Raw genomic sequence first — 12,162 nt, forward strand, 5'->3', positions numbered from 1 at the left:
GTATGAGCCATCAAAACGATTATGAATTAATGTTGTTTTATTACGCATATCAAACATTTACGAAAACGGCAGATGACTTGATAAAAGAATACGGGCTAAGCCGTCAACATCATCGGTTTTTGTTTTTTATCAATAAACTGCCAGGTATCACTACCAAAAAATTATTAGAAAATCTCGAAATATCTAAACAAGGCTCTCATGCCACACTTAAGTTGTTAAAAGAAAACGGACTCATCTATGATGAACTTGATTTAACAGATCGAAGGTTAAAATGTTTATACCCTACTGAAAAAGGTAAAGCATTGATTGCGACGTTAAATCAAGCTCAAAGTGAATTATTTAAAAAGATAAAAGAGGCTCGTGGTGACAACTGGTATGATCTCATGGAAGGCTTTGCGGAGTCTAGACAAGGTTTTCAAGACATCCGTCACCTTAAACCGAGCGAGGAAGAAGGAGACGACTATGATCACAGCTTATCGTAACAATGAAGCATTAGCGATAGTAGAAACGTCAGATTGGTCCACAGCACAGTGGATTAATGTAGTGAAACCCACACAAGAAGAAAGCCAAGCTTTATTAGAATTTTTTCCATTCCCAAAAGACTTTTTGGAAGATGCCTTAGATAGTGAGGAAAGTTCACGTATTGAAAACGATGAAAGCGGTTATTCACTCATCATCAGTGACTTTCCAGTACTTAAGGATGACCATTATGATATCAAAAGTTATCACACGTCTCCATTAGGAATCATTATTGGTAAAGGTGTCATTATAACGATTTGTAGTCAAAGTTTTAACTATTTTGAGCACTTACTTTATCAACACGTTAATTTAAAATACAAAAGTCGATTTGCATTAAATGTTTTGTATGAAATGTCTTCAGAATTTAACCGTGCCTTACGTTTATTAAATAAAGAACGTCGTCAAGTTGATATTAAACTACAAAAACGTGTTACAAATTTACGACTTTATTTTTTAAGTGAAATCGAGAAAAGTCTTGTATATTTTATAGCATCTCTTAAAACGAACGCATCTACACATCGAAAACTATACAGACTTTCTACATTAAAACGTTTTTCAGAAGATGATGAATTATTGGAAGACGTATTAAATGAACATCAACAAGCCATTGAAACGACAGAACTTTACTTACGCATCGTTGAAAGTATGACAAATTCTTATGCTTCACTACTTTCAAATCAATTGAATACAACGATGCAAACGTTGACCATTTTTACGGTACTTCTTACTTTACCAACATTGGTATTTAGTTTCTTTGGAATGAATGTCCCATTACCTATTGATGCGCAATCTGGTATCTCCTGGATTATCGTCATAGCGATTTCGTTAATACTTGTAGCGTTGACGTCTATACTACTGTGGCACAGCAACCGGCTCAAATGATAGTAATGCGTAGGGTTTAGAACCTGTTCTAACTAAATCCTACGCTTCATCATTATCATTGCACCTCTTAATAAAGATTTACCGCTTACAGCTCCCTCATTAAAATATTCGATATGCATCGCTAATTCTGTTTTTCACACGTTGTATAACCATTTTTTAAAACTCCACTTAAATTTAGAAATATATCGTTAAAAACATGTCCTTTCTGTCCATTAAATACTCTATTTATCAGGCTTTTTACACATTACTCACCTACTCAAATCTTATATGTCCATGACCTTCATTATTTATATCTAAATTAAACCTCTATTATTAAGTCATATGTCATTTATTTATAGATAAAAACGACAAATATGTCTAATAATATCAAAAAGTAATTAAAAAATTAAAATAAAAGAGAAAATATTGTTGCTCATTATATTTAGTTCTATAATACTAATTATTTATAACTGAATTACGTTTACACCATTACGACACATAAATTTTTAGTAAGTGAGGTTTCATCAATGCAGAATGTCCATATTGAGTTATTAGATCAATTTCATACAGATGCATATCGTTGTTTTAATGCTGTAGAATTGTATTTCTCTCTCGATGGAAAATTAAAAATTCAACATAATGGTTTAAATAAATAGTTATATTATCAAGTCGCTATTATTAATCACGGTGATCTCATTAAAATACACCACGCACAAGCATTGATAAAAATTACTATTCCGTTACACATTTTAATGGAGATGCAACCGAATTTTATGCATGGCTATTTCGATGATACACAGTTGTATTCACATGAACAATTACGTGAGTGTGTGCAATCTTTAATTATCTTGAATGACGAAGACCAACAATATAAAACCTTTCTTACACTCATACAATTGTTGCTAAAAGAATGTTATACCCCTTGTGACGGCATATATATGCCTCAAATGCAAGTTGATTCTGAAATGTTCTCAAATGTATTAAAAATGATTCATAAAGATATTAAACAGAAAATCACTTTACAAGAATTAGCACGCTCATTTTTCGTTTCATCGTCTTATATCTCTATTTTATTCAATGAACAATTAGGGTTTAATTTTAAGAGTTATACCGTGACCTTGAAGTTAAGTCTATCGTTACCTCACTTACTATGGAACAATTATTCTATATATGACATCGCTCAAAATTACGGTTTCTCCAATTACAGTAATTATTCTAAGCAATTTAAAAGTTATATCGGTGTGAGCCCATATACATATAAAAAACATCACACAAATAATGATACAAAAATTATTGTTCATCACGATAATTCCAAAATTTTTTATCAGTTAAATCAAAAATGTTCTGAAGATCATCATGGCACGCATTTGAAAGTGGACTTAGATGCTGTCACACCACCGTCCCTATTCAAATTACCGCATATTCGTCTCATGCTGACTTATTTAGATGACATGTTTATGCACGAACAATTTTTTAAAACGTTTAAAGACGTTTTACGTAAACAAACACATTATTTATATTTTGAAAGAAGTGTAAATGTAAAATGGGTTCATGATAAAGGAACAACGCTTGAGCGAATCATTCGATTTATGCATCGCTATCATTTACATTTCAGCTTTAAAATCACGTCTTTATATGACTATGAAGTGTTAGAAACTAACTTTTTAAACAATATTAAATCGTTATCACGTGTCATCCCAGACGTTAAATCTCTACTTCCCAAGGTCAATGTTATCTATGATTTTAAAGGGCTCACACCAAAAGATATTGATTATTTATCTGAACGTTTTGAGCACATCTTTCATACATGTACATTTGAATTGTTAATTCCGCATGATACTAAGCGAAATATTAATCAATATATTCAACAATCTCAGCACCTAAAAACGAACATCAACGGCTATGCACTTGATATTTCAGACTATATGAATGGTGAAAACCCTCATCAATCTTTACTAGTTAATCAACATATCATTAAATATTGGCAAAATTTAATTTTGACACATACCGTTAAAGACCAATTGCTATCCTTTTCTTTAATCGGTTTGTCACCTAAAGTCTTTGAGCATTATCATCATGCGTACATCATGCATCTACCTAACGCTTGGCTTTATTTTTTAATCCATTTAAATCCAACATTTAATGCCATTAATATGCCTTTAAAAGCGACACACGATACATCATTTAGTTATGTGAATGAACGTCATTTAAATACGGTGTTTCCTTTCATTTCTGATTTATTACGACCATTCATGCAACATTACGTCAAAATACAAAAACATGCCATTGTTAAACAAACTGACGATCATTACGATATATTGCTGTTACCGGATGATTGGGATAAAGCGATAGATATCCCTGAAGACATTTGTCATTATCACCTCTCTAGTGAACTGATTCGTGATAAGCATCTTGTCATTATTCGAACCTATGATGATGAAGTGATGAATGCGCGTAAACTGATTCAAACTGATGCAACGATGTTTATTCCAAGCCAACATATTCAAGCCGTGAAAGATACGTTACACTTGAGACAACATATATTAATACATGATTTTAGTAAAGGTCCGTTAAATATTGAAGTTAAGCCGACCCAAGTGAAAGCAATTCAAATTTATAAACCTTCAACATCATTGCTCAATGATTTAATTTAAAAATAGCCCCGGCTCCCTTTAGTATTTCTTATTCATTTGTACTATAATGTAAGAAATGACAAAGATTGAGCTAGGAGGCTATTTTTTTATGTCAAAAATAAAGAAAGCGATCATTCCAGCTGCAGGGTTAGGGACACGTTTTTTACCTGCAACAAAAGCGATGCCTAAAGAGATGTTACCTATTCTCGATACACCTACAATTCAATATATTGTAGAAGAAGCATCTCGCGCAGGGATAGAAGATATTATCATCGTTACTGGTAAACATAAACGTGCGATTGAAGATCATTTTGACAACCAAAAAGAGTTAGAATCAACATTAAAAGAAAAAGGCAAAATGGATTTATTAGAGAAAGTACAACATTCTACAGATTTAGCGAATATATTCTATGTACGTCAAAAAGAGCAAAAAGGACTTGGCCATGCGATATGGACGGCACGTCAATTTTTTGGAAATGAACCTTTTGCAGTCTTACTAGGAGATGATATTGTTCAATCCGAAACACCGGCTATTCAGCAACTTATTGATCAATATGCAGAGACACATAAATCTGTCATTGGTGTACAAGAAGTACCATACGAAGAGACACACCGTTACGGCATTGTTGAGCCAGAAGCAAAAGCCGGCAGACGTTATGAAGTCAAACAATTTATTGAAAAACCTGCGGCAGGTACTGCCCCTTCAAACCTAGCAATTATGGGCCGTTACGTATTAACGCCTGAAATTTTTAATTATTTAGGCACACAAGATGTGGGCGCAGGTGGAGAAATACAATTAACGGATGCAATTGAACGATTAAATCAAGACGACCAAGTTTACGCCTATGAGTTTGATGGCACGCGCTATGATGTCGGTGAAAAAATCGGTTTTGTAAAGACTACATTACATTTTGCATTAAATGATCCATCAATGAAAGACGAAATCACGCACTATATTCAATCATTGTTGGAACAATCCTCATCACCATTAAAATAAGCGCTTGGGACGAAATCAGAATCGGTTTCTGTCCCTAGCGCTATTTTTTTATACATTCATCTTCGATAACAGCAGTTGTAGTTGCAAAATGACCGGCTATTAAAATCATGAGCGACATCACTAAAAATATCGCTATTGCAATAGGCCATTGATTGGTCCATTCATATATGGCCCCCATTAAGAAAGGACCTATTGCTGCAATCAAATAACCCACGGTTTGACCAAAGCCTGACAACTGCATACTACCTGTCGTTGTTTTAGCACGAATAGAAAAAAGCGTCATACATAAACTAAAACAAGCGCCTACCGCCATGCCTGAAAATATCATCGCGAATAATAACAACCATACATTCTCTGACCATAACAACATAAATCCTAATACGAATAACGTTGTAATGATATAGATTAAGCGACGTTGACTGCGCATTTTAGCAGCTAAAATTGGAAAAGAAAATGTCATTGGTAGTTGGGCAAATTGATTAAGCATTAACATATAACCTGCCATTTCAGGGGAAATGCCTTTGCTAATTAAGATCGACGGATACCACGCTATAATGCAATAAAATGTCATCGATTGAAATGCCATTAATATTGCAACAGCCCATGCTAATTTAGATTTAACTATATTGTATGTTTTTGTCGGAGGGAGTGCACGCGTGTGATTTACAGACTTATGTTTCACTTGAGGAAGCCAGCATACGATCGCTAACAAAGCAAACACAAGCCAAAATGATAACGAAAGGCGATAATCAAGTGCACTGACTTGTGATAACGGGTAGCTGAAACCACCACCCAGACCAGCTGTTAAATTCATCGTAGCACTATAAATGCCAGTGATTAATCCAATTCGAAGTGGAAAATGACTTTTAGCAAAAGCTGGGAGTGTGACATTACAAAACGCTATGGATACTCCTAGCATGAACGTCCCTACAAAGAAGGTACTTACACCTCCAGCTACACGTACAAGTAAACCACAAATGATAGCAATGACAGCAATGAGTAATATGAATGACATGTCAAACCGTTTTATAATGCGTGTCACGCCAATTGATACAACGCCAAATATCACTAATGGAATCGTCGTGATTAAGCCTGCTATCATATCATTGATGAGTAAATCCGACTTAATTTGATGAATCACAGGGCCTACTGATGTTAACGGTGCCCTCAGCGTTGAGGCTATAAAAATAATCCCTACCACTAATAGCCATTGGTTTTGAATTTTATTTGGCATCCTTGTTCCCATCGTCGCCCCTCCTATGTTATCTCAATACGTTATCATTTTATCATAAGCATGCTCGACACCTAAGCTATGGTTTTTAAATCGTATACGTTGAATTGTTGGAGCCATCAATAAAACGCAGAAGTAAGTCCATGACATTACCTCTGCGTTATGCAATGATATGTAAGGGTGAAGGCAAGTTCGTATAAACTTGCCCTACCACCATTATAATAACCCTTTGGAATTGGCATATAATTGTAACGCTCTTTTGACCGTCTCAATCATGTCATTATCCACGGTGGTATGCTTATGAAAATATGCCAGTATCTCACTTGGATGTATCACGTCTCGTGGAAAATCGATGTCATTCGTTAAGAACGTCGCCAATTCTCCTAGAGGGGTTGCATCTCCTTGAAATGCTAACATAAAGTCATAAAAGCTCATATCATCACCTCTTACACAATGAGCTACTTCACATTCTATCATTTTATAAATGCTTTTCAATAAAATTTATATTACAAATTAATATCACCTATTATTTAAAACGTTGTCACAATTTTGTCGATATATATCCCCCTTTTGCTTTCACCCTCAATCTATTACAATAACATTATATTAATTAAAGGAGCTTTACTAAATATGAAAAGTAAACAAACACTTGGCTTTATTTTAATTGGATTAATGTTAGTTGCAACTATTATTGTGATCGTCGCAATTATGATGTCTGGACAAAAAGAAACATATTACGGTTATATGAAAGATGATACAACTGCAGAAAAAGTGATTAGTGAATCTGATAAATCCATTGAAAAAAATGTAAAGATTCCTACAGATAATGACTTCCAACCTAAAAAAGGTGACTTTGTCAAACTTGTTACAAATAAAGGCGATAAACATGATTATGTGAAAAAAGAAGTTGTTTCTCATGACGATGTACCACACGGATTAATGATGAAAATTCATGATATGAAAATGCATCATTAATCATTGAAAATAACATGTTTATCTTTTGGTGATTACACTGAGTAGCGTCCGTATATAACTTATAAGAGTGACATCAACGTATCTCTACTACACGATAACGAAACATAATAGGACCTTTTCAAATGATAGCCAACAATGTTCATGTTTTAATGAATGTTGTTGGCATTTTTATTACATTGTAATTCCTCTATTTTCTAGTTACCATTTCATTAAACAGTTATGTCCTCAGAAAAAAGAATTATTTTCTCACTACACTAATGCTTTAAAAACGCACTTTATAAAACAATTAAATAAGCTTTGACATTCATCTTAGATGAACATCAAAGCCTCACATTTCTTCTAAAAATGCTCTCCTTATTTTTGTAGCACAACCTCAAAGTGTTACCTTATTTTTTCATAATAGAGAGCACGACTACCATGGCGATGATACATATAACCCCTACGAGTTGCCATAAACCAAATCCTATTTGAAGCCATACAATTGATGCTAATAATGCCATTAAGGGTTCAATTGTACCTAAGAGCCCCGCTTCATGTGGATACAGATAATGTAAACTATCGATATAAAACCAAAATGCTAACATTGTACCAAAAATTATCGCAAACCAAAACAATACGTGTGTATTAAATGTCCATGTTGTCAAATCAACGTGCCATGGTGGATGAATGAAACTCAAAGCGATTCCACCAATGAGCATGGCCCAGCCCACAACATTTAACGAACCCCAACGTGCTAACAATCTCACAGGATAAATGGTATAAAACGCTAAAGCAATAGCCGATAAAAATCCCCATACTATCGCTGCTTTGGGCACTTGTAAATTTGAGATTTGCCCATTCGTCAATAATAAGAATGAACCAACGAGCGCTAAAATAATGGCTATAGCCTCTTTGCGACCAAATGTCGTTACTTTTGTTAATACGAGATAAAATATCATAAAAATAGGACCTAAATATTGCAATAACGTTGCAACTGCAGCATTACCATAACTGATGGATGACATAAACGTGTATTGGACTGCAAGCATACCGAAAATACCATAAATAACGATTTGAACCGCCGCACGTTTGTCCCACCATATGACAAATACTTTAGGACCTTGGGTGATGAATGCAATGCCAATTAGTAACACACCAGAAATAATGAGACGCACTGCAACGAACCAACTTACCTCTAAGTGCGCATGTTGAAAGAGCCATTGTGACACTGTGCCTCCTACACCCCAAAATGATGCACCTATAATCACCAAAAAATACCCTATCCATCTTTTTTGAGAGTGCTGCATCATAACGCCTCCTTTACAACTATGTATTGAAATTAATCTAACATGAATTCAAGTTGATTGACAATCATGATTGATACAAAAAAGAAAGCACACGACATGAAATGTTTTCAAAATCGCGCACTTCCTTAAATGTAGTATCATTCAATATTTGATGTAATTGGATTTACCAAATGATTTGTTCTACCGTCTCATCATCTAAAGCTTTCACAATTTCAGTAACAAGTTGGACTGCTTTTTGATAATCTTCTTGATGTAACACCGATACGTTAGAATGCATGTATCGGACGGGTACCGAAATACATATTGATGGAATACCATCCAAAGAAGTATGTATATTTCCAGCATCCGTGCCTCCACCAGGCATTGTGTCGAATTGTAGCGCAATATTGTGTGCTTTTGCGACTTTCTTTACATGACGTAAAAAGCCGACATGCCCAATATTGGAGCCATCTAGTGCAATCACTGCAGGTCCTTCACCAAGTTTCACATCTCCATCCTGTTCCATACCTGGAGAATCATAGGCTATACATACATCCACAGCAATCGCTAAATCAGGTTTGATTTTATGTGCTGCGACTTTTGCGCCTCGAAGTCCAACTTCTTCTTGCACATTCGCCCCTGAGACAACATTCACTTGAACAGAAGTATCTTTTAATTCATCTAAAACATCCACAGCTAATGCACAACCATAACGGTTATCAAATGCTTTAGCCATCAAATAGTTGGAATTGAGAAGTGTTTCAAATTCAGAGTAAGGTGTGATCATATTACCGATTTCGATTCCTGCTGCTTCAGCTTCTTTTTTGTCTTTCGCCCCTACATCAATAAACATCTTATCAATATCTACTGGTTTTTTTCGTTCTTCAGCACCTAATACATGGGGCGGTTTAGATCCTATTACACCTCTTATTTTATCGCCTTGATCAGTGGTAATCGTAACTTTTTGAGAAAGCATCACTTGGTTCCACCAGCCACCTACAGGCGTAAATTTTATGTATCCATTATCATCTATTTTGGTAACCATAAAACCGACCTCATCTAAGTGACCCGCAATCATAATCGTCTTATTACCTGATTGAGCTTGCTTTTTTCCGAATACGCCACCTAAGTTATCATAAATCATTTCATCGCTATTCGGTTCAAGTAATGCTCGCATCTCATGTTTAATATCATATTCATGCCCTGCAATCCCATCAATATCTGTTAATTGTTTAAGTAATTGTTTCGTTTCTTTCATAATCTCATAACCCCTTTCAATACATTTAAACCTATTATATCAAAAACTTATAACATCCTTCTCGATTCAAACACACGTTAAACGATTAAAGACAAAATATCATCAAAGTTGCTGACATCTTAAATATAAAAACTCGAACCTCTTTACACGATTCGAGTTTTTTATTACGTTATTTCATTTTATAATTTTCATCAAAGAAGTTGTATTTGGCTTTTTTATCATGCTTTTTCGTTTTAGCATCAAAGCCTTGTAAAAATAAACCGCGCTTTAAATGGATCGGTTGAGCGATGTAAATATTTTTTTCATCGCCTTTTAAGCGGATTTCCTTATAAAAAATACCTTTACGCTGATCATAATCGCTTTTTTCATCGATGATTTTAGATTTCAAATGCTTTTCTGTAAGATACTGATCTATCAATTTGTAGTTTTGACTTTTTTGGTATCCTTTATAAGCAAAAAATCCTGCAGCAACGAGCACAAATAAAAGCACAGCGATAAATACAAAACCTAAAATTTTCTTCGCCATCGTGTATCCAACTTTCTCTAAATAGTCATTATGATTATAGTATCATAGTTTAATATCGTGACGGTAGTAAGTTTGCTGTCGTCACATAAATTTCAAAAACAACCACAAGAAAAATTAGATATTGTCTTTGGGCTGTGAAACCCTTTACAATAGCAATTGAATGATATATTTACTGTTATTCAACAAGGGGGATTTAAACATGAATATGAGATGGCAAACCGCTTCTGATAGAGAGGCATTACTGAAACAACTTGTCGCACATTCAAGTGTGACACACTCTACTGGAGAGTTAGAGTTTCCTTATATGATTCAAGACGAGCTCATGACATTAGACTATTTTAAAGCACATCCAGACCATGTACAACTCGTTTCAACAAATGATAAACGTCATGCGGTTGTTGCTTTTTATAAAGCACCACATGCCAAAGACACTGTCACTTTAATTAGTCATTTTGATACTGTAGGCATTGATGATTATGGTCCATTTCAAGGACAGGCATTTGATATGGATCAACTTACGGAAGCTTTTCGAAATGATACCACTTATCTTGGCGAAGTGAGTCGCGCAGATTTACAGTCTGGAGATTATCTATTTGGTCGTGGCGCGATGGATATGAAACCAGGATTAATGCTTCATATGGCACTCATTGAAAAAGCGAGCATTGAAGAATGGGATGTCAATTTAATATTAATGACCGTCCCAGATGAAGAAGTCACATCTAAAGGGATGCATGCTGCGGTAGAATACGTAAATACACTTCGTGAAAAGCATCAGTTGAAGATGGCGTTACATTTAAATAGCGAGCCCACATTCCAACAAGCGCAAGATGATGACAATCATTATTATTACACCGGTTCTATTGGTAAAATTATGCCAAGTGTTTTGGTGTATGGTCGCGAAACACACGTAGGCACACCTTCAAATGGTTTAAGTTCTAATTTTTTAATGAGTTTCATTCAACAAGAAATCGAATATAGTTTGAATTTCAAGGAACATTTTGAAGGTGAACAGACACCCATGCCTGTAAGTTTAAAAATCACTGACATTAAAGATTATTATGATGTGCAAACACCATTTCGTACCGTTGCATTATTTAACCTTTTTATATTCAAAAGTAATGCAGACGAAATCTATGATAAATTTAATGCAGCCGTAAAAAAAGGTGTAGAAAAAGGAATGTCTATTTATGAAAAGCGCATCAACGCTGAAGATATTGCTTTTGATATACAAATGAATTTTATGACGTATCAAGAACTCTATCAACATGCGGTAAAGATTCATGATGAACGTACAGTACAACAAATGATTGACGATGTTATCGCACATGATTCTGCCGCACACTTACAATCGATTACCATTGTCGATTTGCTGATGAATATGTGTCGAGACCTCGGTCCAACGGTCATTACATTTTTCACACCACCTTATTATCCAGCTACAAATACATCATTCAACCCGATGACTGAAGCTGTAGGTCAAACTATACGTGACACCTTCAAACAATCATTTCAACGCAGTTCGGAACGCATTCATTATTTCAATGGTATTAGTGATTTAAGTTATGTAGCACCCTCACCGAATGGCTCTGGTTTTGAATCATTTGAACACAATACACCTGTATTTAATCGTACATATAAAATTCCATTTAAAGATATTGAAGCCATTCAAGCACCATTAATTAATTGTGGTCCAATCGGTAAAGATGCGCATAAAGTGACAGAGCGTATTCATAAACAAAGTGCTTTTGTAGAATTACCTGTTGTGTTGGAAAACATTATAAAAACACATTTTCTTGCGTGAGGTTACATTAGTCAACGAAAAGCGTTAACGATTATCACCTTGCATTTTTAGATCACGTTTTACTTTCATTTAATCATAAATGTGGAAAAGCTTTTA

12 protein-coding genes are annotated in these 12,162 nt (G+C 34.7%); 7 read left to right on the forward strand and 5 right to left on the reverse strand.

Features of this window, described 5'->3' with window-relative positions; translation table 11 throughout:
- Window positions 1-2 precede the first annotated feature (2 nt).
- The 5 genes from G8Y85_RS05535 to galU all read left to right on the forward strand — a co-directional run bounded on the left by G8Y85_RS05535 (window position 3) and on the right by galU (window position 5,010).
- Window positions 3-482: a MarR family winged helix-turn-helix transcriptional regulator gene (locus tag G8Y85_RS05535; protein ID WP_037566559.1), complete on the forward strand. Its 480-nt coding sequence runs from the start codon at window positions 3-5 to the stop codon at window positions 480-482.
- Entirely contained in the window at window positions 463-1,401 is a 939-nt protein-coding gene (locus G8Y85_RS05540) for a magnesium transporter CorA family protein (RefSeq protein WP_060551719.1), read from the forward strand. Before G8Y85_RS05535 ends, G8Y85_RS05540 begins: the two co-directional genes overlap by 20 nt.
- A gap of 506 nt (window positions 1,402-1,907) precedes the next feature.
- On the forward strand, window positions 1,908-2,036 hold the full coding sequence (locus tag G8Y85_RS12450) for a hypothetical protein (RefSeq protein ID WP_282593884.1): 129 nt from the start codon (window positions 1,908-1,910) through the stop codon (window positions 2,034-2,036).
- 63 nt (window positions 2,037-2,099) lie between these two features.
- On the forward strand, window positions 2,100-4,034 hold the full coding sequence (locus G8Y85_RS05545; protein WP_165805551.1) for a helix-turn-helix domain-containing protein: 1,935 nt from the start codon (window positions 2,100-2,102) through the stop codon (window positions 4,032-4,034).
- 88 nt (window positions 4,035-4,122) lie between these two features.
- Window positions 4,123-5,010, forward strand: a complete 888-nt coding sequence (gene galU, locus G8Y85_RS05550) for a UTP--glucose-1-phosphate uridylyltransferase GalU (protein WP_103345517.1) — start codon at window positions 4,123-4,125, stop codon at window positions 5,008-5,010.
- A gap of 40 nt (window positions 5,011-5,050) precedes the next feature.
- On the opposite strand, the gene G8Y85_RS05555 is transcribed toward galU, so the two are convergent.
- Both G8Y85_RS05555 and G8Y85_RS05560 read right to left on the reverse strand, forming a co-directional pair.
- Window positions 5,051-6,256, reverse strand: coding sequence for a CynX/NimT family MFS transporter (locus tag G8Y85_RS05555; protein WP_103345518.1), 1,206 nt, complete (start codon window positions 6,254-6,256; stop codon window positions 5,051-5,053).
- 201 nt (window positions 6,257-6,457) lie between these two features.
- Entirely contained in the window at window positions 6,458-6,676 is a 219-nt protein-coding gene (locus tag G8Y85_RS05560) for a YozE family protein (RefSeq protein WP_103345519.1), read from the reverse strand.
- 195 nt (window positions 6,677-6,871) lie between these two features.
- Between G8Y85_RS05560 and G8Y85_RS05565 the strand changes: the two genes are divergently transcribed.
- On the forward strand, window positions 6,872-7,216 hold the full coding sequence (locus G8Y85_RS05565; RefSeq protein WP_103345363.1) for a DUF4889 domain-containing protein: 345 nt from the start codon (window positions 6,872-6,874) through the stop codon (window positions 7,214-7,216).
- 386 nt (window positions 7,217-7,602) lie between these two features.
- Here G8Y85_RS05565 and G8Y85_RS05570 read toward each other — a convergent pair whose 3' ends face one another.
- The 3 genes from G8Y85_RS05570 to G8Y85_RS05580 form a co-directional block, all read right to left on the reverse strand.
- Entirely contained in the window at window positions 7,603-8,505 is a 903-nt protein-coding gene (locus tag G8Y85_RS05570) for an EamA family transporter (RefSeq protein WP_165805552.1), read from the reverse strand.
- A gap of 160 nt (window positions 8,506-8,665) precedes the next feature.
- Window positions 8,666-9,739: a M42 family metallopeptidase gene (locus G8Y85_RS05575; protein ID WP_165805553.1), complete on the reverse strand. Its 1,074-nt coding sequence runs from the start codon at window positions 9,737-9,739 to the stop codon at window positions 8,666-8,668.
- Window positions 9,740-9,908: 169 nt separating this feature from the next.
- Window positions 9,909-10,265, reverse strand: a complete 357-nt coding sequence (locus G8Y85_RS05580) for a DUF3139 domain-containing protein (protein WP_060551726.1) — start codon at window positions 10,263-10,265, stop codon at window positions 9,909-9,911.
- A 199-nt stretch (window positions 10,266-10,464) separates the two neighbouring features.
- Between G8Y85_RS05580 and G8Y85_RS05585 the strand changes: the two genes are divergently transcribed.
- On the forward strand, window positions 10,465-12,066 hold the full coding sequence (locus tag G8Y85_RS05585; RefSeq protein ID WP_103345360.1) for a M20/M25/M40 family metallo-hydrolase: 1,602 nt from the start codon (window positions 10,465-10,467) through the stop codon (window positions 12,064-12,066).
- The last annotated feature ends 96 nt before the right edge of the window (window positions 12,067-12,162 follow it).

Origin of the sequence: Staphylococcus sp. 11007852 (assembly GCF_011394325.1) — a bacterium.
In the GTDB taxonomy this organism is placed as follows: domain Bacteria; phylum Bacillota; class Bacilli; order Staphylococcales; family Staphylococcaceae; genus Staphylococcus; species Staphylococcus agnetis.

What these genes read in the sequence shown, in the direction of transcription:
- G8Y85_RS05535 (WP_037566559.1), top strand. Translation starts at nt 3, where the DNA reads ATGAGCCATCAAAACGATTATGAATTAATGTTGTTTTATTACGCATAT.
- G8Y85_RS05540 (WP_060551719.1), top strand. Translation starts at nt 463, where the DNA reads ATGATCACAGCTTATCGTAACAATGAAGCATTAGCGATAGTAGAAACG.
- G8Y85_RS12450 (WP_282593884.1), top strand. Translation starts at nt 1,908, where the DNA reads ATGCAGAATGTCCATATTGAGTTATTAGATCAATTTCATACAGATGCA.
- galU (WP_103345517.1), top strand. Translation starts at nt 4,123, where the DNA reads ATGTCAAAAATAAAGAAAGCGATCATTCCAGCTGCAGGGTTAGGGACA.
- G8Y85_RS05555 (WP_103345518.1), bottom strand. Translation starts at nt 6,256, where the DNA reads ATGGGAACAAGGATGCCAAATAAAATTCAAAACCAATGGCTATTAGTG.
- G8Y85_RS05560 (WP_103345519.1), bottom strand. Translation starts at nt 6,676, where the DNA reads ATGAGCTTTTATGACTTTATGTTAGCATTTCAAGGAGATGCAACCCCT.
- G8Y85_RS05565 (WP_103345363.1), top strand. Translation starts at nt 6,872, where the DNA reads ATGAAAAGTAAACAAACACTTGGCTTTATTTTAATTGGATTAATGTTA.
- G8Y85_RS05570 (WP_165805552.1), bottom strand. Translation starts at nt 8,505, where the DNA reads ATGATGCAGCACTCTCAAAAAAGATGGATAGGGTATTTTTTGGTGATT.
- G8Y85_RS05575 (WP_165805553.1), bottom strand. Translation starts at nt 9,739, where the DNA reads ATGAAAGAAACGAAACAATTACTTAAACAATTAACAGATATTGATGGG.
- G8Y85_RS05580 (WP_060551726.1), bottom strand. Translation starts at nt 10,265, where the DNA reads ATGGCGAAGAAAATTTTAGGTTTTGTATTTATCGCTGTGCTTTTATTT.
- G8Y85_RS05585 (WP_103345360.1), top strand. Translation starts at nt 10,465, where the DNA reads ATGAATATGAGATGGCAAACCGCTTCTGATAGAGAGGCATTACTGAAA.